The organism is Methylobacillus sp. MM3, assembly GCF_001645185.1.
In the GTDB taxonomy this organism is placed as follows: Bacteria; Pseudomonadota; Gammaproteobacteria; order Burkholderiales; family Methylophilaceae; genus MM2.
This window is the reverse complement of record NZ_LXTQ01000011.1, coordinates 165,255-183,538: the sequence shown is the minus strand read 5'-3', so window position 1 is coordinate 183,538 and position 18,284 is coordinate 165,255. Positions and strand designations below refer to the sequence as shown.

Genomic DNA, 18,284 nt, shown 5'->3' with positions numbered 1-18,284 from the left:
ATTAACCAGTTTATTTTTTAAAACTGACTGCGTTTGCAATCTGCCTGACCGTGGCTTCGGGCACTTCACCTACCACGATGATTTGATACCCGTCCAGGGCATTGGCGTAAACATTCGTGCCCCCTTGGGCAAGGAGGCCCAGTTTGGGCTTGGCATTTTTTTCGAGCGTTTCGATAAACAACGAGACCGAAGCCAGACCATCTGAAAACACCAGATGATGGACAGGAAATGATTTGCCGGGAACCTTGCGCCTTACCTGCTCAACCTTGCGGAAACCGGGAGGCAATTGAGCCACCACCCAACCCTCACCTTCCAGCAAGGCGGGCGTCACTGTTTCCTCAGGTTGCATCTCATATGTTTTGCCAGGCGACACTTCCGGACGGAACCAGTCCATATCCTGCGTATTCATCAATGAAAGCTGGCTAAAAGCCACCTGCTCGATCATTTCATTGTGTTCGTTCAGCATGACCGACTTGAGCAGAAGACCGAATTCACGATCCACCGAAAATTTATAGCCGTAACGATAGGGATCACGGGGCTCAAGGGAAATGATGATGCTGTCGCGGCCCCCGACACGCTCGTGCCCGACCTTGCGAACCTGATAACTTGCATTAAGGCTTTCCGGCAATCCAGGGAGCAGGGCGGGGAAGGAATTCTGAATACGCCTTCTTTCGATAATGACCTTTTCGTTGCGAGGATTGTAGATCACGACATCATTGCCTTGACGAAACACCTCACGCGGCTGCCCATCCAAGGAAACGAGGCGGGCATATTCACCTTGGGCGTAATTCATGTGGATGATCTCCATCGAACTGACATTACGGCCCGACTGGTAAACGAAAATACCCTTGTAATTCAGTTTGTGCGCGGCCTGGCCTGCTTTTTCAAGGACAACCCAAAGATCATCTTCCGATGCAGCTAATGCCGATAATGGTAAAAGTAGCAATAAGACAAGGACATGTCGCACAACCTGGCGCAGCATTAGTTACCATTCTCCGAGTAAGTCACCGGACGCACATAATAGGAAGTCTGCATTCCACTTTCGGGAGCAAGCTCTTGATGAGCAAGCAGATAAGAGTTCATGGATTCGGGAGAGACATTGCCCTGCGCCACGGAAGTGGCCGGCAAATCCTGCGTGGGAGCTTGCGCCTGCTGTTGCAACACCATCCATCCTACAAACATGACCGCAGCGACCGAAGCAGCCAGCGACATCAGGTGTGTGCGCTTCACTGCCAACTTGCGTTTCGGGGCAAGGACCGTAGGTTCGGATTCGATGCGCTGCATCACGCGCTGATGAAAGTCGGGGCTTAATTCAAGATTGCCGCGCATCGCATCGCCAATAAGATGGTATGTCGACCAACACTCATAAAACTCGCCATCTTTTTTCATTGCCTCGAACAAATGGTCCGAGGCATCTACATCAAACTCATCATCCATCAAGGCTGATATCTGGTCTTTCATTACCATCTCCTGTTTTCGGGGGTATCCAGCAAAGGCCGCAGTTTCTCGGCAATCGTTTCGCGCGCACGGAAGATACGGGACCGGACGGTACCGATAGGACACCCCATCAAAGTCGCGATCTCTTCATAACTCAATCCTTCGATTTCGCGTAATGTAATAGCGGTACGCAATTCCTCGGGCAATGCCGCTACCGTATCGTTGACGGTTTGGGCAATCTGTTTGGTCATGAGTTCCGTTTCGGGGGTATCTATCGTGCGTAAATCCTGACCATCCTCGAAATTTTCCGCATCTTCCACTTCGATCTCGGTGCTCACCTGTGGCCGTCGGCCCATTGCCACCAGATAATTCTTGGCAGTATTGATGCCGATACGATACAGCCAGGTGTAAAAAGCACTGTCTCCACGGAAGTTCGGCAATGCGCGATAAGCCTTGATAAAAGCCTCCTGCACTACATCCTCGACTTCCGCCTGATCTCGTATCATGCGCGACAGCAACCGCCCCAGCTTGCGCTGGTACTTCTGCACCAGCAAGTCGAAGGCAGCCTTGTCCCCGCGTTGAGCACGCTCAACCAATTCCTGATCTAGTTCACGCTCGCCCATGCGGGCGTTCTCCCTGAATTATTATCGATGAGCATGTATTTCCTAATGACTGGAGCCGCTCATCAGTATACCGCGCACGGCGATTTTGCCGTAACTCTATACGGGGGTTAGAGACAGCAGTACACTTCGGTTGGTTCATCTTCCAAGAAAAAATCGTGTTACGTTTCGATGTCCTGATTATCGGCAGCGGTCTGGCTGGCCTCACCCTGGCGCTGCAACTCGCTCCACACAAAAAAGTCTGCCTCGTCACAAAGCGCAATCTCAACGATAGTGCCAGCAGTTGGGCGCAAGGCGGAATCGCAGCCGTACTGACCGACGAAGATTCGCTGGAGGCGCACATTCAAGATACTCTGATTGCAGGCGCAGGGCTATGTGATCCCGAAGTCACCCGCTATGTAGTCACGCACGGCCGTGAAACCGTGGAGTGGCTGATCGAGCAAGGCGTGCCTTTTACGCGCGAGGAAGACGACAGCGGCTACCATCTGACACGCGAAGGCGGCCACAGCAAGCGCCGCATCATTCATGCTGCCGACGCCACCGGCCATGCCGTGCAGGAAACGCTTGCAGCCAAGGTATGCGCCCATCCCGGCATCACCGTACTTGAAAACCATATCGCGGTAGACCTGATCACCGCACGCAAGCTGGGAAAACGCAAGGATCGCTGCCTGGGCGCCTATGTGCTGGACAAAGCCAGCGGCAAGGTCATCACCCTCTCGGCGCAGCATACCGCTCTCGCCACGGGTGGCGCAGGCAAGGTTTATCTCTACACCACCAATCCGGACGTTGCCACCGGCGACGGCGTGGCCATGGCATGGCGCGCGGGATGCCGCGTGGCCAACATGGAATTCATCCAGTTCCACCCTACCTGCCTCTATCATCCGCAGGCCAAGTCCTTCCTTATTACCGAAGCCGTACGCGGTGAAGGCGGCTTGCTCAAACTGCCGGACGGCACGCGTTTCATGCCCGCACATGACGAGCGCGAAGAACTCGCGCCCCGTGACGTTGTAGCGCGAGCGATCGACTTCGAGATGAAAAAACGCGGCCTCGATTGCGTTTACCTGGATATCTCCCATCGCCCGGCAGACTTCATTCTGTCGCATTTCCCGACCATTTATCGCCGCTGCATGGAGCTTGGCATCGATATCACCAAGCAGCCGATTCCGGTGGTTCCTGCCGTGCATTTCAGTTGTGGCGGCGTGCTGGCCGACGAGGCCGCGCTGACGGATATTCCCAACCTCTACGCCATCGGCGAAACCGCCTGCACCGGCCTGCATGGCGCCAATCGCCTGGCGAGCAACTCCCTGCTTGAATGCATGGTCTATGCCAATGCCGCCGCCAAAGACATTCTCTCCGGTCCGCCCGCAGAGCTCCTGCCCTTGCCGGATTGGGATGAAAGCCGAGTCACGGATGCCGACGAAGAAGTGGTCATCACGCAGAACTGGGACGAATTGCGCCGCTTCATGTGGAATTACGTCGGCATCGTCCGCACCGACAAGCGTCTGGAGCGCGCGATGCATCGCATCCATCTGCTGCGCGACGAAGTACACGAGTTTTATAGTAATTTCCGCGTCAACAACGACCTGATTGAGCTCCGGAATCTATTGCAGATCGCCGAATTGATCGTGAAATGCGCGATGGAACGCAAGGAAAGCCGAGGACTGCACTACAGCAAGGATCATCCGGATATGTTGCCGGATGCGATCCCGACTGTCCTAACGCCGCTTAATTACTACAGCCTGCTGGATCATAAGCATGGCCAGAAGCATCACAAGCATTAAGAGTTATACAGCAGTACTCAACCCTAGCACTGGCTGATTGTGGGCGAAACAGAGAACCTGCTACCAATCAGATTTTCGGCATCGAAAAATTCAGCTCAACGCCATTACCGGCGGGATCGCGAAAGAAAATCTGCTTGGTGCCGGTTTGGTCGATAAAGCGTTCACCAAACTCGATTCGCCGATCGACAAGAATCTCCTCCATTCCCCCCGGATCGGTGCAAGTGAAGGCGACATGATCGAATGTGGTAGCCACATGCGTGGCGCGCATTTCTCCCGGTGCCGTCTCGCTCAAATGCAAGACATCATGGCCGCCCGCATATAGCCAGTAACCGAAACTCCTGAACGCAGGCCGCTCGCCCATCGTCAGCCCGAGAACATCGCAGTAGAAATCCTTGAGTTCATCCAGCAATGCACGAGGCGCGCGCAAGTTGTAATGATTGAATCCGGTAGCAGGCAAAGCGACGCTTCCAAGAGAATGATTAGTCGGAAAATTCTATGCCCGGCACGCCGCGCCCGCAAGCTCACAGGCTGGAAGTCTGCTCGCATCAGGAATAACATACACTTCCGTTTCGGATTTTCTTTTGCAAACAGAAAGGATACCAGCATGAGTAAAATCACTGTGGAACACAATCCGGATACCTCTCGCCTCAGTACGCTTGGGGTCTCGTCGTGGCCGACCTGGTCAAAAGAAGTATCAACTTTTCCTTGGACTTATAGCGAGCAGGAAGTCGCATATGTCCTCGAGGGCGAGGTCGTGGTCACTCCCCAGGGCGGAGAACCGGTGAAATTCGGCAAGGGCGATCTGGTGACTTTTCCAGCCGGCATGTCCTGCACCTGGGATGTCAGGCAACCCTTGCGCAAGCATTACCAGTTCGGATAGCCAAAAATGAAAAAGCCGGGAAAAATTCCCGGCTTTTAAATCTCGATTGGTCGGGGCGAGAGGATTTGAACCTCCGACCACTTGCACCCCATGCAAGTACGCTACCAGGCTGCGCTACGCCCCGAACCGTCGCCACAAGCTGCATGCTTGCGAACGAAGGTCGGCATTATAACGGAAAGCCCGGCTTCCGCCAAACGCCTTGCTTCAAGAAGAAGCTATTGCAATGATTGCGAGCTAAGAAGCGCGCAAAATCGCCAGGACGCTTTGCAATTCGCCACGCAAATGCGAAAAATCGAATGATGAATCGGGGGCAGTGGCAACCGGCATGGGTGCAGTCATCGCACTAGAGGGAGCGCCTGTTGACGCGTGCCCCTCCCGGACATCGACCTCTTCCAATCGATTGCGTGCGCCACTGATAGTGAATCCCTGCTCGTAAAGCAATTCGCGGATACGACGGATCAGCAGGACTTCATGATGCTGGTAATAGCGGCGATTACCGCGACGCTTTACCGGCTTGAGCTGTGTAAACTCCTGCTCCCAATAGCGAAGCACATGCGGCTTGACGCCGCATAACTCGCTCACCTCGCCTATCGTGAAATACCGTTTGGCGGGGATGGGCGGCAACACTACCTTAGTTGCCGGCTCCGCCATAGTTTTCCTCTACCTTGCTTTTCAGCTTCTGGCTGGCATGGAATGTCACCACACGGCGTGCGGTGATCGGTATTTCTTCCCCTGTTTTCGGATTGCGGCCCGGACGCTCGGATTTCTGGCGCAATTCGAAATTGCCGAAACCGGACAGCTTTACGCTGTCGCCGGCTTCAAGCGAACTCCGAACTTCTTCGAAGAACGCCTCGACCATGTCCTTGGCTTCCCTTTTATTCAACCCGACCTGCTCAAACAGCATATCGGCCAAATCTGCTTTTGTAAGTGTCATGCCATTCTCTCAACTACGTAACACAGCACCGTGTTTTTGGGCCATCGCCGTGAGCAACCTAGCCACTGCGGCATCGGTGTCCTCATCGGTCAAAGTTTTTTGAGTATCTTGCATAACTACAAGAAACGCAAGACTTTTCTTCCCTTGCTCGACGCCTTTTCCACGGTATTGATCGAACAGGGCGATCTCATTTATTACGCCCACATTCGCTTCATGCATTGCATCAATCAAAGCCTGCGCCGGTACGGATTCATCCACCACCACGGCCAGGTCACGACGCACGGGCGGGAATTTTGCGACCTCGCTGAAACATGGCAGGCCGACTTGCAGCAACGGTTCCAGATCCAGCTCGAACATCACTACAGACGACGACAACTGGTACTGCTGTTGCCACTTGGGATGCAGGCCGCCCAGCCAGCCAACGGGCACGCCATCGACCTCGATGCGAGCCGACTGTCCGGGATGCAAGGCCGGATGCACATCGGCGATGTATCTGGCTTGACCACGCGTCAAAGCTTCGACGTCTGCCTTGATATCATAAAAATCGACCTTGCGCCCCGCTTCATCCCATTGGTCCGGAACTACATTGCCATAGCACAGACCGGCGACTTTGGTACGATGGGCATACTTCTCGCCGTCCTGCGCAAAACAGGCGCCGACTTCGAACAGTCGGACACGCTCCTGCTTGCGATTGATGTTGTAAATCAAAGCTTCCAGCAGGCCGCCCCATAGCGTCGAGCGCATTACGCTCATGTTGCTGGCAATGGGGTTGCGCAATGGGATTGCCTGAGTATTACCGGCAAGATTGCGTTCCCAGGACTCGTCTACAAAGCTGTAGGTCACGACTTCCTGATAATCATTGGCGACCAATAACTCACGCACAGCCAACGCACTCCGATGAGACTCATTGTCCGCCAGCATGGTCATCTTCGCTTGCGGCGGATATGGCAGGATTTTCTCGTAACCGTACAGGCGCGCGACTTCCTCGATCAGATCTTCTTCGATCTCGATATCGAAACGATATGAAGGAGGCGTCACTGCAAACTCGCCGTCAGTCTGGGTGAATGACATGCCGAGGCGTTGAAGCAAAGCGGCGATTTCATTTTCACCGAGCGAAATGCCTAGCACGCGACGCACCCGATCCCGGCGCAAACGCACAGCAGGGCGCGCCGGCAATTCCGACACCGCTTCAGTAATCGGGCCCGCGCTACCGCCGCAAATTTCAATAATCAATTGGGTAGCACGCTCCATGGCCTGTAAAGTGGCGGCGAAATCAACACCGCGCTCGAAGCGATAGGAGGAATCCGTCGAGAAGCCCAGTTGACGCGCCTTGCCGACGATAGCTGCGGGGCTGAAGAAAGCGCTTTCAAGGAAAATATCGGTAGTAATTGCCGTCACCGAACTAGGTGTCCCACCCATGATGCCGGCCAGCGCCACAGGCCCGCCATTATCGGCAATCACCAGATAATCCGGCTGCAACTCAACCGTTTGCTTATTGAGCAATTCAAGCTTTTCGCCCGCCTTTGCCATGCGTACCTGGATATCGCCTTGCAATTTGGCGAGGTCAAACGCATGCAATGGCTGCCCCAGTTCCAGCAACACATAGTTGGTAACGTCAACGATAGCCGTCAGGCTGCGCAAGCCGCTACGCTCCAGGCGCTGCTTCATCCAGTCGGGTGTTGCCGCAAAAGCATCAACACCGCGAATGACACGGCCGGCATAGTGGGGACACGCTTCAGGTGCCGACACCTTCACTGCCTTCTGTTCTTGATGCGTCACCTGCACGGCAGCGGTTTCGGGTATCGTCAGAGGCACTCCGGTCAGCGCGGAAACCTCACGCGCCAGTCCCAACAGGCTCAGGCAGTCGCTGCGATTAGGCGTCAGCTTCAACGTAAACAGCTGATCATTGAGAGCCAACCAGTCGCGAATGTCGCGACCAACCGGCGCATCGGCCGGCAACTCCAGAAGACCGTTGCTTTCTTCCGCAATCCCCAACTCTTTTGCAGAGCACAGCATGCCGAAGGATTCGACCCCACGGACTTTCGCGCGCTTGATCTCGAATCCCGGCAATACGGCACCAACCAGTGCGCAGGGCGCCTTGAGGCCGGCGCGTGCGTTAGGTGCTCCACAAACGATCTGCAGCGGTTCACCATCGCCAACCTTGACTCGGCAGATCTGCAGGCGATCGGCATCGGGATGCCTTTCAGACGACAGAATTTCGGCAATAACGACACCGTTGAAGTCTGGTGCAACCGGATCAAGCTCTTCAACTTCAAGGCCTGCCATTGTCAACAAATGCGACAACTCCTCGCTGGAAAGCGAGGGATCAACCATGGTACGCAACCAGTGTTCGGAAAATTTCATTGTTCTATCGTTTCCAAAAATCGCTTATGCGAATTGTTTCAGGAAGCGCAGGTCGTTCTCGAAGAACAACCGGAGATCACTCACACCGTAGCGCAGCATCGCCAGGCGCTCGACACCAAAACCGAAAGCGAAGCCGATGTATTTCTCGCTATCGATGCCGACATGGCCCAATACGTTGGGGTGCACCATGCCGCATCCGGCCACTTCCAGCCACTTGCCCTGGCGCGGACCGCTGGTGAAGGCGAGATCGATCTCCGCCGACGGTTCGGTAAACGGGAAAAAAGAAGGGCGAAAACGCACCTGCATATCGTCCGTCTCGAAAAAATTCTTGAGGAAATCAGCGATCACGCCCTTGAGGTCGGCAAAACTGACGGCCTCCCCGATCCACAGGCCTTCAACCTGATGGAACATCGGCGAATGGGTCGCGTCGGAGTCGACGCGATATACCCGGCCCGGCGCGATAATGCGTACGTCCGGCATGGTTTCAAGCTGCTGGTGTCTGGCGACATGCGCTTGCATGTAGCGCACTTGGATAGGCGAGGTATGGGTGCGCAGCACATGCTGGTCATCCACGTAAAAAGTATCGTGCATCGCGCGCGCCGGATGATCGTCCGGGATATTGAGCGCGGTGAAGTTATAGAAATCGGTCTCGATTTCCGGCCCTTCGGCCACTTCAAAGCCGATCGAGTGAAAGAGATGCTCAATGCGGGCCAAGGTACGCGTCACCGGATGAAGTCCGCCCTGCTTCCTGCCTCGTCCCGGCAAGGTCACATCCAGGGTCTCGCTCGCCAGCTTCTGCGCCTGCTCGGCATCCAGAATCGCATCGCGACGCGCCTGCAGCGCCTGCTCGACGCCTTGCTTGACAACATTGATCGCAGCACCTGCGGTCGGCCGTTCTTCGGCAGACAGTTTACCCAACCCTTTGAGCTGCTCGGTGAGCGCACCGCTCTTGCCGAGGTATTTCGCCTTGGCCTGTTCCAGGTCTGCAATGTTCGCGCAAGCGGCAAAGTCACTCTGGGCGGCGGAAAGAATTTGTTCTAGGTTTTGCATAGTTCTCGTCGATTACCGTGCCGAAAAAAAAGGAGGCCATCAGCCTCCTTTTTCTGTCTGCTACTGATTAAGCAGCGCCGAGGCCGGACTTCGCCATTTCGGCAAACTTGGCAAATGCCGGTTTGTCGAAGACAGCCAGGTCAGCCAGCACCTTGCGATCCACTTCAACGGAAGACTTCTTCAGACCGTTCATGAAACGGCTGTATGTCAGTCCACATTCGCGGGCGCCGGCGTTGATACGGGCGATCCACAATGCGCGGAACTGGCGCTTCTTCTGACGACGGTCGCGATAGGCATATTGACCTGCCTTCATCACCGCCTGTTTGGCGATGCGGTATACGTTCTTGCGACGACCACGATAACCCTTGGCAGCGTCCAGAACTTTCTTGTGACGTGCACGGGCGATTACACCACGCTTGACTCTTGGCATGCTCTATCTCCTTATTGAGTCGGCATCATGGCGCGTACGCGCTTGACGTCGGTTGAGGAAATGATCGCCGTGCCGCGCAGCTTGCGCTTTTGCTTGGTGGTCTTCTTGGTGAGGATGTGGCGCAGGTGCGAATGGGTACGCTTGACCTTGCCATTCCCCAAGAACTTAAAGCGCTTCTTGGCGCCGCTCTTGGTCTTCATTTTTGGCATTTCGTTCTCCTTGAGATGATTAAGAAGCGATCGGGCATGCCTTTGGGCCGCGTCGCTCCAGGACTTGCTACTTGCTACCTACAACATCGAATCTCGCGAGCCAAACTCGCGAGAATTCAAATTACTTAACAATCTGTTTCTTGTGCGGGCCGAGTACCATGACCATTTGCCGGCCTTCCATTTTCGGGAACTGCTCAACTACCGCATGCTCCTGGAGATCTGCCTCGACGCGCTTCAGCAACGCCAAGCCTAACTCCTGGTGTGTAATTTCACGGCCGCGGAAGCGCAAGGTAATCTTGGCCTTGTCCCCTTCTTCCAGGAAGCGGATCAGGTTGCGCAACTTGACCTGATAGTCGCCTTCGTCCGTACCCGGGCGGAATTTCACTTCTTTGACCTGGACTTGCTTCTGCTTCAGGCGAGCCTCGTGCTGCTTCTTGCTCTCGTGATATTTGAACTTGCCGTAATCCATCAATCGACAAACCGGGGGCGCTGCTTGCGGCGCAATCTCGACCAGATCGATTTCCGCCTCTTCCGCCATGGACAACGCCTGACTCAAACTGACAATACCAAGCTGTTCGCCGTCCACCCCAATTAAACGAATCTGCGATGCAGTAATGTCACCGTTGATTCGAGTTTCTTTATCCTGAGCTATCGCCAATTCTCCAAGTCAATAAATAATCAGGCCGCGCCACCACGTCGGGAAACCTCTTCGCGCAGGCGTTCAATCAACGTCTGCAACGGCATGGATCCCAGGTCTTCACCTTTTCGGGTACGCACGGCCACTTGTCCGCTTTGCATTTCGCGCTCGCCTGCAACCAGCAGGTAAGGCATCTTCTGCAAGCTATGTTCGCGTATTTTAAAGTTTATTTTCTCATTTCTCAAGTCCGACTGCGCACGCAAGCCGTTTTTCTTGAGCTCAGAGACCACAGATTCAACGTATGAGGCCTGCGCATCGGTGATATTCATCACCACGGCTTGCACCGGCGACAGCCACAAAGGCATCGCGCCCGCGTAGTTTTCGATGAGAATCCCGAGAAAGCGCTCCATCGAGCCAACGATGGCGCGGTGCAGCATTACAGGCGGTTTACGCGAGTTGTCGTCGGCGACATATTCCGCACCAAGACGCGTCGGCAGGTTGAAATCAAGCTGGATAGTCCCGCACTGCCACAAGCGGCCAAGCGAATCTTTTAATGTAAATTCGATCTTGGGGCCATAGAACGCACCCTCACCCGGCTGCAGATCGTACTTGAGGCCGTTCTCGTCGAGGGCAGCGGCCAAGGCAGTTTCCGCCTTGTCCCAGGTTTCGTCGGAACCGACGCGTTTTTCGGGACGGGTGGACAATTTGACCAGCACGTCGTTGAAGCCGAAGTCGACGTATACCTCTTGCAGCATCACGATGAAGGATGCCACTTCGGCACGCACCTGCTCTTCGGTACAGAAAATATGGGCATCGTCCTGCGTGAATCCACGCACGCGCATCAGTCCGTGCAGCGCACCGGAGGGCTCGTTGCGATGGCAGGAGCCGAACTCCGCCAGGCGTAACGGCAAATCGCGATAGCTATGCAGACCGTGATTGAAGATTTGCACGTGACCGGGGCAGTTCATCGGTTTCACCGCATAGTCACGGTTTTCGGAAGCCGTCGTGAACATGTTTTCGCGGTAGTTTTCCCAGTGACCGGACTTTTCCCATAGCGAACGGTCCATCACCAGCGGCGTACGTACTTCCTGATAGCCGTGATCGATAAACTTGGCGCGCATGTATTGCTCGACTTCCTGCCACAGAACCCAGCCCCTGGGATGCCAGAACACCATGCCCGGAGCTTCGTCCTGCATGTGGAAGAAATCAAGCTGCTTGCCCAGTTTGCGGTGGTCGCGCTTCTCGGCCTCCTCCAGCATGTGCAGGTAGGCGTCAAGATCTTCCTTTTTCGCCCAGGCCGTGCCGTAGATGCGCTGCAGCATCTCATTTCTGGAGTCGCCGCGCCAGTATGCGCCTGCCACCTTCATCAACTTGAAGGCCTTGAGCCGACCGGTGGAAGGTACGTGCGGGCCGCGGCACAGATCGGTGAAATCGCCTTCGGTGTACAGCGAAACATCCTCGCCCTGCGGAATGCTTTCGATGATTTCAGCCTTGTAGTGCTCGCCGATGGACTTGAAATAGGCGACGGCTTCATCGCGCGGCAGAACCTTGCGCGTCACCGGGATGTCGCGCTTGGCGAGTTCAGCCATGCGCTTCTCGATGGCCTCGAGGTCTTCAGGCGTGAATGGGCGCTTGTACGAAAAGTCGTAGTAAAACCCGTTGTCGATGACCGGGCCGATGGTGACTTGCGCTTCGGGAAAGAGCTCCTTGACCGCGTATGCCAGCAAGTGGGCCATGGAGTGGCGGATGACTTCCAAGCCATCCGCATCGCGATCGGTAACGATAGCGAGATCGGAGTCTTCGGAAATCACATAGGAGGTATCGACCAGAGTGCCGTTGACCTTGCCGGCCAACGCGGCCCGGGCCAGCCCGGCGCCAATATTTTGCGCTACATCGAACACGGTCACCGGCGCATCGAATTTGCGCTCGGAGCCGTCCGGCAAACGGATAACTGGCATCGTGACTTCCCGTAATCGGACCGCAAAAATAACAAAAGCCGTCTAGCGGCTTTTGTTTTGGTGTTGGTAGGCGCGATTGGACTCGAACCAACGACCCCCACCATGTCAAGGTGGTGCTCTAACCAGCTGAGCTACGCGCCTAAAGAGCTGCGCATTCTAGCGAATAAAATGCCGGGAAGCAAATGCAGAATTGCACTTTTGCAAAACGCTATAATAATCGTCTTCCTGGAACATCATTCATCATGTCAAATTCCTTCCGCCCTGCCGAAGCAACCATCGCCGACGAAATCGCAGTTCAGGGTTACGCAATCATTCCCGATTTTCTTTCAGCCTCGGAGATAGCTGCATTGGCGAACGATCTGCGCGCTTTGCAGCAATCCGGAGAGATGCGAGGCGCGGGGGTAGGCAAGGATGCCGAGGTCACGAATAATGTGCGTGGCGATTTCATCCATTGGCTTGAGGAATCATTCGCTTCCCCGGCGCAGCAGGCGTATCTGCAACGTCTGGAAAATCTGCGCCAGGCTTTCAATCGAACACTCTATCTAGGGCTGTTTGAATTCGAAGGCCATTTCGCCAGCTATCCGCCCGGTGCGTTCTACCGCAAACACCTCGATCAGTTCCAGCATGACAGTCAGCGTGCATTGACTTGCATCCTCTACCTGAACGACGCATGGCAAGAAAGTGACGGCGGCCAGCTGCGCATGTATCTCGATGATCAGGACGATACCTTATATCGCGACATTCAACCTCAAGGAGGCACATTGGTCACCTTTCTTTCTGCGCGCTATTGGCATGAAGTGCTGCCCGCCCGGCGTGAACGGCTGAGCATCACCGGCTGGTTTCGCACGCGTGCCGCTCAATCTGCGATTTGATCAGCATGGATAAACAAACCCTGGAAGCGATGTTTTCGCCCGAGGCTTTCAACGCCAGTGGGCATGCCCTGATCGATATCCTGTCCCGCTATCTGTCGGATAATCTCGAAGGAAAAGGGCCAGTTCTGGACTGGCAACCTCCCGCGCAGGCAATGGAACAATGGCAAGCTGCGCTGCCTCGACAAGCCACGCTGACTTCCGGACAACTCCTGAAAGCGATCCAGGACGAAATTCTTTCGGCCAGCCTGCATATTCATCACCCACGCAATCTCGGACACCAGGTGGCCACGCCACTGCCGATGGCTGCACTTTGCGACCTGGTTGCCGCACTGACCAACCAGGCAATGGCCGTCTACGAAACCGGCCCCAGCGCTACCTTACTTGAGCGGCAAGTGTTGCACTGGTTGGGTGAACTCATTGGCTGGCAGCGCGCTGAAGGCGTGCTTACTTCGGGCGGAGCCCAGGCCAATCTCACCGCGTTGCTGGCGGCGCGGCAGGTCAAGGCCGGCTGGGATGCATGGCAGCATGGTGTCGGCGCCGGTCAACCCTTGCGCTTGCTGACAAGCGAGCATGCGCATTACTCGGTTAGCCGTGCTGCGGGCATCATGGGCCTGGGCACCGACGCTGTCGTCAAGATTGCTGCGGATGACCAGGGTCGCATGGATATGGCTGCATTGCAGTCAGCCTGGCAGCATTGCCTGGACCAAGGCAGCAAACCGTTTGCCGTTGCCGCAACCGCAGGCTGTACTCCAACCGGAAGTATCGATCCCTTGCCCGAGATCGCCAATTTCTGCCGCACACACGATCTATGGATGCACGTGGACGGGGCGCATGGCGCATCAGCACTTCTCTCCCGCCAGCACCGCCCGCTACTCGAAGGCATTGCCATGGCAGATTCGGTGGTGTGGGACGGGCACAAGCTGCTCTATATGCCAGCGACTGTCTCGGCAGTGCTGTTCCGCGAGCCGCAGCACGGATATGCGGCATTTGCACAAGAAGCTTCCTATCTCTTCCAGGGCAATAACAACGCGGAAGAAACCTACAACACCAGCTATCGCACACTGGAGTGCACCAAACGCATGATGGGATTGAAGCTGTGGGCCGCGTTTTCGCTCTATGGGACGGAGAAACTGGGCGGATTGGTAGATCAGGTATTCGCAACAGCGCGATTGCTGGCAGAAAAACTTCATGCCGCACCGGACTTTGAATTGCTGATGATGCCGCAGACCAATATCGTCTGCTTCCGCTACGGCAAAGAAGATCAAATGCTAATCAGGAAAAAACTGGTCGAATCCGGCGCCTTTCACCTGACGCAAGTCGCCATGCACGGCAAAGTCTGGCTACGCACTACAGTCATGAATCCCTTCACCGCCGAAGAGGACCTGGATGCGCTTCTCGCAGCCATTCGAGAGCACGGCATATCCAGTTCCGGTATTTTGTAAATGCATGATTACGCCGCATACTGGCAACATGACACCTGAAACCCTGTTGGAGCTCATGAGGGAAATCGAAAAGGAAGATCCCATCGATTTCACCGGGCTTCATTTCGAGGAAGACGACCTGCGCCAGTTGGCATGCCTGAACGTTCTAGAACTGATGAATAACTGGCCGCCCGACATCGGCCAAGAGGCACAGGATATGATCATGGCGGCCACCATTGCGCGGCTGGTGCTGGAAAACATGGTGCTGCAAGCCAGAATTTCTTTCCTGTTCCAGGATCAGTAGGCTGCGCCCTTTTTGCTGCTGAAACTCAGCGAAACTCTGTCTGCCAGCACTCCAGCTTTTGCCGCATGCGTTCAACGTGCCCGCCCTGCCAGTAAAATTTGTTGCAGCAAGGACATCGGTATGCCTTGCGGATATCCGGCGGCCATTGTGGCGATGGCTCGGCTTCGATGAGCGGGCTGTTGCACAGCGAACAGCGCGTGAACGGATTCAATAGCCAGTCAATATCAAGCTTACGGGTGATTTCACGGGCACAGGACTCTACTCCATTGCCTTCAAGCAGCACCGTCACGCGCATCGCATCGCGAATTTGCAGCAGGAAACGGTCGCGCGTAAGCAAAACACGCCCCTCCGCCAACGCACGCGCGACCAACTGGCGATCCGGCCTTCCGTCAGGTTCCATCGCCACATCGTAGCCCGACGTGCGCAGCCAGCGCGCCAATCCCTTGAGCATTTCGTCGCAAAGCAGTTTCATGGTTCGATTCATCGGGGCAAATAAAAAGGCCGCGTACGAGCGGCCTTTTGCTGCAAACTAAAACAGCAACCTGCTTGCCATCGGATTAACGATGGCCATGATGGCCATGATGGTGATGACGGTCATGGTGGCGGTAATCACGGTGACCACGCCATTGATGGTTGCGGCCATAATAGTGGCGAGGCTCGCTGTAATAGATTTGAGCACGCGGTTCATAGTAATAGCGAATCGGCGCAGGCTCATAATAGACCACGGGGGGCGGCGCATAGTAGACCGCCGGCGGTGCGGCATAGTAACCGGGGATGCCGATGTTCACGCTCAGCCCGAACGAATCCCGCGCGTATGCGCTGCCCATCCCACCTACTGCAAGTGCTGCGGCCAGCAATATTAATCGCAAGGTTTTCATCTTTAACTCCTCCATGCCAAAAAGGGCATAAGCATAAAACGCACGGAATTATTATTGGTTTACTTGAGTTCCGGATACCGCACTTGTCATCCGTGCGGCGATTTAAAATTATCCAGGCGTTTCGGCTGGGCACAGCCACCCCTCGCCCGGGCTAATTAATAGACCAGTGAGTTTTCAAGAAAGTTTCTTGCAGCGAATGAGCCGAGCGGGAAACGAATTTACCAGGCGCCGGAAAGATGTTTTTCTGCCCAGAACAGGGCAATCATGGTTTTGCCATCGGTGATTTCACCGCGCCGCATTGCATCCATCGCTTCGGCAAGCGTCAATGTAAATATCTCCAGCGACTCGTCATCGTCGCGCCGATGCTGCCCTGCTTCGAGGGTCGTCGCGAGATAGATCAGGATGCGCTCATCGGAATAGCCGATGCAGGGATGCAAAGTCGTCAGATGGTGCCATTCTCGTGCGGTATAACCGGTTTCTTCCTGCAATTCGCGCTGACCGGTTTGCAAAGGATCTTCGTTGGGGTCAATTTTCCCGGCGGGGAGTTCAATGAATGCGCGGCCCAACGGGTAGCGGAACTGGCGCTCGAACACCAGCCTGCCGTCATCCAGCAAAGGCACGATCAGCACTGCGCCGGGGTGAACGATATATTCGCGGGTGGTTTCGTGACCGTTATGCAAGCGCACGACATCGCGCTTGGCATGCATCAGTCTGCCGTGGAAAACGGTTTCGGAAGAAATGCGGGTTTCGGTGAGCTTATCGTCGCTCATTTGCGCCACAAATACCGCCAAACGAAACCGGGAAACGCGAATACGATGAACAGCGCGCCTGTCGTAGCATAGAACTGCCAGCCTTGCGGAGCCACCTGCCCCATGCTCGAGCGCTCAACGAAATAAGCCACGGCGCCGATGACGAAGTAAAAAACCACCAGTTCGAGCAGGCGCCATCCAAGATGCTTGTTTTTGAGCGACACGGCATAAAAGAGCCGCTCCGAGAACCATGGTAGATTTGCTGCGAGCAGCGTCAGCAGGATCAGAACAAGATGCATGGAATTCATTGCAGGCTATGAGCGATCGCGTAGGCGCAGAGTTCCATCAAACGCTGCGGCATCAAGCCCAGTATCAGTATCGCCATGCCATTGATGCCGAGAACCAGCGCCATGTCAGGCGAAGGCGTAATCGGCGCATGATCCTGCGGTTCGTCGAAATACATCAATTTGACGATGCGCAGGTAGTAGAACGCCCCTACTGCCGCCATCAATACCGCAAAGATCACGAGACTGACAAAGCCTGCCTGCAAGGCTGCCTGCAGCACGGTAAATTTGGCGTAGAAACCCAGCGTCGGCGGCACGCCAGCCATCGAGAACATCAACAGCAGCATGAGGAAGGCATACCACGGGCTGCGTTGATTGAGGCCCTTGAAGTCGTCCAGATTTTCCGCCTCGAAACCCTTGCGCGACAATAACAGGATCATGCCGAAGCCGCCGAGCGTCATCAGCACATAAGCCGAGATATAGAACATCGAGGAAATATAGCCGTTCATGCTGCCGCTCAGAAAACCGAACAGCAGGAAGCCGATATGCGAAATCGTCGAATAAGCCAGCATACGCTTCAGGTTGGTTTGCGCAATGGCGGTAATATTCCCGATGCTGATGGACAATACCGCCATGACGATCAACATGCCCTGCCAATCCACGGTGAGCACCTGCAAGCCCTGGATCAGCAAGCGGATCACAAAGGCAAACGCAGCGAACTTGGGCACCGAACCGACCAGCAGGGTGACCGCCGTTGGTGCGCCGTGATAGACGTCCGGCAGCCACATCTGGAAAGGTACCGCGCCCAGCTTGAAAGCCACGCCGGCAACCACAAACACGAGCCCCAGTATCAGCACGGAGCGGTCGGCCATGCCATTGAACAAGGCAGCATTGATCTGACTCAGCTCAAGCGCGCCGGTTGCGCCATAGATCATCGACATACCGTACAGCAGCATCCCTGACGCCAAGGCTCCCAGCACGAAATACTTCATCGCGGCTTCCGTCGAGCGCGGATTGTCGCGATCCAGTGCGACCAGCGAATACAGGCATAACGACAGCAGTTCGAGCCCCATGTACAACGTCAGGAAATGCTGGCCGGATACCATAATCATCATGCCCAGCATCGCGAACAGAACCAGCGCAAAAAATTCGCCGCGATACATGCCACGCAACGCAATATAGCTGCGTGAATAAACCAGCACCATGGACGTGCCAAGGTAGATCATCAGCTTGAGAATATCGGACAGCGGGTCGTCGACGAACATGCCGTTGAAGGCATAGCCGACCGCGGGAATATGCGTCGAAACGGTAATGAATGCGGCGCCGAGCAGCGTTACCTGCGTCAGGATATAGCTGACATAGAGGGTACGCGCACTCAGGAAAAGGCTGACCAGCAAGACTACCATGGCCATGCACAGCACGAAAATTTCCGGAAGTGCGGCGATCAGATCGTATGTTATTGCGTTATTCATCATG

21 protein-coding genes and 2 tRNA genes are annotated in these 18,284 nt (G+C 55.3%); 5 read left to right on the top strand and 18 right to left on the bottom strand.

The genetic code is table 11. The features are described from left to right. Positions 1-10: 10 nt before the first annotated feature. Genes A7976_RS05135 through rpoE form a run of 3 tightly spaced genes read right to left on the bottom strand, consistent with a single transcriptional unit; the run spans position 11 to position 2,060 of the window. Positions 11-982: a MucB/RseB C-terminal domain-containing protein gene (locus A7976_RS05135; RefSeq protein ID WP_067108056.1), complete on the bottom strand. Its 972-nt coding sequence runs from the start codon at positions 980-982 to the stop codon at positions 11-13. Beyond that, complete coding sequence (locus A7976_RS05130; RefSeq protein WP_067108053.1) at positions 982-1,461, bottom strand: sigma-E factor negative regulatory protein; 480 nt, start codon at positions 1,459-1,461, stop codon at positions 982-984. The genes A7976_RS05135 and A7976_RS05130 overlap by 1 nt, the downstream gene beginning before the upstream one ends. After that, positions 1,461-2,060 carry an RNA polymerase sigma factor RpoE gene (rpoE, locus tag A7976_RS05125; protein ID WP_067108052.1) on the bottom strand — a complete coding sequence of 200 codons (600 nt, stop codon included), beginning with the start codon at positions 2,058-2,060 and terminating at the stop codon, positions 1,461-1,463. Before rpoE ends, A7976_RS05130 begins: the two co-directional genes overlap by 1 nt. A 155-nt stretch (positions 2,061-2,215) precedes the next feature. On the opposite strand from rpoE, the gene nadB reads away from it, so the two are divergent. Beyond that, positions 2,216-3,838: an L-aspartate oxidase gene (gene nadB, locus A7976_RS05120; RefSeq protein ID WP_067108049.1), complete on the top strand. Its 1,623-nt coding sequence runs from the start codon at positions 2,216-2,218 to the stop codon at positions 3,836-3,838. Positions 3,839-3,905: 67 nt separating this feature from the next. Here nadB and A7976_RS05115 read toward each other — a convergent pair whose 3' ends face one another. Continuing rightward, positions 3,906-4,295 (bottom strand): VOC family protein, encoded by a 390-nt coding sequence (locus A7976_RS05115; RefSeq protein WP_067108045.1) that lies wholly within the window; start codon positions 4,293-4,295, stop codon positions 3,906-3,908. Between the two features lie 147 nt (positions 4,296-4,442). Here A7976_RS05115 and A7976_RS05110 point away from each other — a divergent pair, with 147 nt between their 5' ends. Next, complete coding sequence (locus A7976_RS05110) at positions 4,443-4,718, top strand: cupin domain-containing protein (RefSeq protein WP_067108042.1); 276 nt, start codon at positions 4,443-4,445, stop codon at positions 4,716-4,718. Positions 4,719-4,765: 47 nt separating this feature from the next. Here A7976_RS05110 and A7976_RS05105 read toward each other — a convergent pair. From A7976_RS05105 to A7976_RS05060, 10 genes are all read right to left on the bottom strand, one after another. Further along, positions 4,766-4,842, bottom strand: a tRNA-Pro gene (locus A7976_RS05105). 110 nt (positions 4,843-4,952) lie between these two features. After that, the gene (locus A7976_RS05100; protein WP_067108039.1) at positions 4,953-5,369 is read right to left on the bottom strand and encodes a MerR family transcriptional regulator; all 417 of its coding nucleotides are present in this window, start codon (positions 5,367-5,369) and stop codon (positions 4,953-4,955) included. Beyond that, a complete protein-coding gene (locus A7976_RS05095) occupies positions 5,350-5,652 on the bottom strand; it encodes an integration host factor subunit alpha (RefSeq protein ID WP_067108036.1) in 303 nt (100 codons plus the stop codon). The genes A7976_RS05100 and A7976_RS05095 overlap by 20 nt, the downstream gene beginning before the upstream one ends. 9 nt (positions 5,653-5,661) lie before the next feature. Further along, positions 5,662-8,016, bottom strand: a complete 2,355-nt coding sequence (gene pheT, locus A7976_RS05090; RefSeq protein ID WP_067108034.1) for a phenylalanine--tRNA ligase subunit beta — start codon at positions 8,014-8,016, stop codon at positions 5,662-5,664. A 24-nt stretch (positions 8,017-8,040) separates the two neighbouring features. Further along, entirely contained in the window at positions 8,041-9,066 is a 1,026-nt protein-coding gene (pheS, locus tag A7976_RS05085) for a phenylalanine--tRNA ligase subunit alpha (protein ID WP_067108031.1), read from the bottom strand. Between the two features lie 67 nt (positions 9,067-9,133). Then, the gene (gene rplT / locus A7976_RS05080; RefSeq protein ID WP_067108028.1) at positions 9,134-9,496 is read right to left on the bottom strand and encodes a 50S ribosomal protein L20; all 363 of its coding nucleotides are present in this window, start codon (positions 9,494-9,496) and stop codon (positions 9,134-9,136) included. 11 nt (positions 9,497-9,507) lie between these two features. Continuing rightward, a complete protein-coding gene (gene rpmI / locus A7976_RS05075; RefSeq protein ID WP_019897898.1) occupies positions 9,508-9,705 on the bottom strand; it encodes a 50S ribosomal protein L35 in 198 nt (65 codons plus the stop codon). A gap of 121 nt (positions 9,706-9,826) precedes the next feature. Further along, entirely contained in the window at positions 9,827-10,357 is a 531-nt protein-coding gene (infC, locus tag A7976_RS05070) for a translation initiation factor IF-3 (RefSeq protein WP_205633466.1), read from the bottom strand. Between the two features lie 26 nt (positions 10,358-10,383). Further along, on the bottom strand, positions 10,384-12,300 hold the full coding sequence (thrS, locus tag A7976_RS05065) for a threonine--tRNA ligase (RefSeq protein WP_067108025.1): 1,917 nt from the start codon (positions 12,298-12,300) through the stop codon (positions 10,384-10,386). Between the two features lie 64 nt (positions 12,301-12,364). Continuing rightward, positions 12,365-12,441: transfer RNA gene (locus A7976_RS05060), tRNA-Val, on the bottom strand. 101 nt (positions 12,442-12,542) lie between these two features. Here A7976_RS05060 and A7976_RS05055 point away from each other — a divergent pair. Genes A7976_RS05055 through A7976_RS05045 form a run of 3 tightly spaced genes read left to right on the top strand, consistent with a single transcriptional unit; the run spans position 12,543 to position 14,897 of the window. After that, positions 12,543-13,172, top strand: coding sequence for a 2OG-Fe(II) oxygenase (locus tag A7976_RS05055; RefSeq protein WP_067108022.1), 630 nt, complete (start codon positions 12,543-12,545; stop codon positions 13,170-13,172). Between the two features lie 5 nt (positions 13,173-13,177). Then, entirely contained in the window at positions 13,178-14,614 is a 1,437-nt protein-coding gene (locus A7976_RS05050) for an aminotransferase class I/II-fold pyridoxal phosphate-dependent enzyme (RefSeq protein WP_082878025.1), read from the top strand. Between the two features lie 28 nt (positions 14,615-14,642). Beyond that, complete coding sequence (locus A7976_RS05045; protein ID WP_067109096.1) at positions 14,643-14,897, top strand: hypothetical protein; 255 nt, start codon at positions 14,643-14,645, stop codon at positions 14,895-14,897. Positions 14,898-14,922: 25 nt separating this feature from the next. Here A7976_RS05045 and A7976_RS05040 read toward each other — a convergent pair whose 3' ends face one another. From A7976_RS05040 to nuoN, 4 genes are all read right to left on the bottom strand, one after another. Further along, a complete protein-coding gene (locus tag A7976_RS05040) occupies positions 14,923-15,369 on the bottom strand; it encodes a Mut7-C RNAse domain-containing protein (protein WP_067108019.1) in 447 nt (148 codons plus the stop codon). 624 nt (positions 15,370-15,993) lie between these two features. Then, complete coding sequence (locus A7976_RS05035) at positions 15,994-16,545, bottom strand: NUDIX domain-containing protein (protein ID WP_067108016.1); 552 nt, start codon at positions 16,543-16,545, stop codon at positions 15,994-15,996. Next, positions 16,542-16,823, bottom strand: coding sequence for a DUF2818 family protein (locus A7976_RS05030; RefSeq protein ID WP_088178395.1), 282 nt, complete (start codon positions 16,821-16,823; stop codon positions 16,542-16,544). Before A7976_RS05030 ends, A7976_RS05035 begins: the two co-directional genes overlap by 4 nt. Before the next feature lie 5 nt (positions 16,824-16,828). Then, the gene (nuoN, locus tag A7976_RS05025; RefSeq protein ID WP_067109093.1) at positions 16,829-18,280 is read right to left on the bottom strand and encodes an NADH-quinone oxidoreductase subunit NuoN; all 1,452 of its coding nucleotides are present in this window, start codon (positions 18,278-18,280) and stop codon (positions 16,829-16,831) included. Positions 18,281-18,284 lie beyond the last annotated feature (4 nt).

What these genes read in the sequence shown, in the direction of transcription:
- A7976_RS05135 (WP_067108056.1), bottom strand. Translation starts at nt 982, where the DNA reads ATGCTGCGCCAGGTTGTGCGACATGTCCTTGTCTTATTGCTACTTTTA.
- A7976_RS05130 (WP_067108053.1), bottom strand. Translation starts at nt 1,461, where the DNA reads ATGAAAGACCAGATATCAGCCTTGATGGATGATGAGTTTGATGTAGAT.
- rpoE (WP_067108052.1), bottom strand. Translation starts at nt 2,060, where the DNA reads ATGGGCGAGCGTGAACTAGATCAGGAATTGGTTGAGCGTGCTCAACGC.
- A7976_RS05110 (WP_067108042.1), top strand. Translation starts at nt 4,443, where the DNA reads ATGAGTAAAATCACTGTGGAACACAATCCGGATACCTCTCGCCTCAGT.
- A7976_RS05100 (WP_067108039.1), bottom strand. Translation starts at nt 5,369, where the DNA reads ATGGCGGAGCCGGCAACTAAGGTAGTGTTGCCGCCCATCCCCGCCAAA.
- A7976_RS05095 (WP_067108036.1), bottom strand. Translation starts at nt 5,652, where the DNA reads ATGACACTTACAAAAGCAGATTTGGCCGATATGCTGTTTGAGCAGGTC.
- pheT (WP_067108034.1), bottom strand. Translation starts at nt 8,016, where the DNA reads ATGAAATTTTCCGAACACTGGTTGCGTACCATGGTTGATCCCTCGCTT.
- pheS (WP_067108031.1), bottom strand. Translation starts at nt 9,066, where the DNA reads ATGCAAAACCTAGAACAAATTCTTTCCGCCGCCCAGAGTGACTTTGCC.
- rplT (WP_067108028.1), bottom strand. Translation starts at nt 9,496, where the DNA reads ATGCCAAGAGTCAAGCGTGGTGTAATCGCCCGTGCACGTCACAAGAAA.
- rpmI (WP_019897898.1), bottom strand. Translation starts at nt 9,705, where the DNA reads ATGCCAAAAATGAAGACCAAGAGCGGCGCCAAGAAGCGCTTTAAGTTC.
- thrS (WP_067108025.1), bottom strand. Translation starts at nt 12,300, where the DNA reads ATGCCAGTTATCCGTTTGCCGGACGGCTCCGAGCGCAAATTCGATGCG.
- A7976_RS05055 (WP_067108022.1), top strand. Translation starts at nt 12,543, where the DNA reads ATGTCAAATTCCTTCCGCCCTGCCGAAGCAACCATCGCCGACGAAATC.
- A7976_RS05050 (WP_082878025.1), top strand. Translation starts at nt 13,178, where the DNA reads ATGGATAAACAAACCCTGGAAGCGATGTTTTCGCCCGAGGCTTTCAAC.
- A7976_RS05045 (WP_067109096.1), top strand. Translation starts at nt 14,643, where the DNA reads ATGACACCTGAAACCCTGTTGGAGCTCATGAGGGAAATCGAAAAGGAA.
- A7976_RS05040 (WP_067108019.1), bottom strand. Translation starts at nt 15,369, where the DNA reads ATGAAACTGCTTTGCGACGAAATGCTCAAGGGATTGGCGCGCTGGCTG.
- A7976_RS05035 (WP_067108016.1), bottom strand. Translation starts at nt 16,545, where the DNA reads ATGAGCGACGATAAGCTCACCGAAACCCGCATTTCTTCCGAAACCGTT.
- A7976_RS05030 (WP_088178395.1), bottom strand. Translation starts at nt 16,823, where the DNA reads ATGCATCTTGTTCTGATCCTGCTGACGCTGCTCGCAGCAAATCTACCA.
- nuoN (WP_067109093.1), bottom strand. Translation starts at nt 18,280, where the DNA reads ATGAATAACGCAATAACATACGATCTGATCGCCGCACTTCCGGAAATT.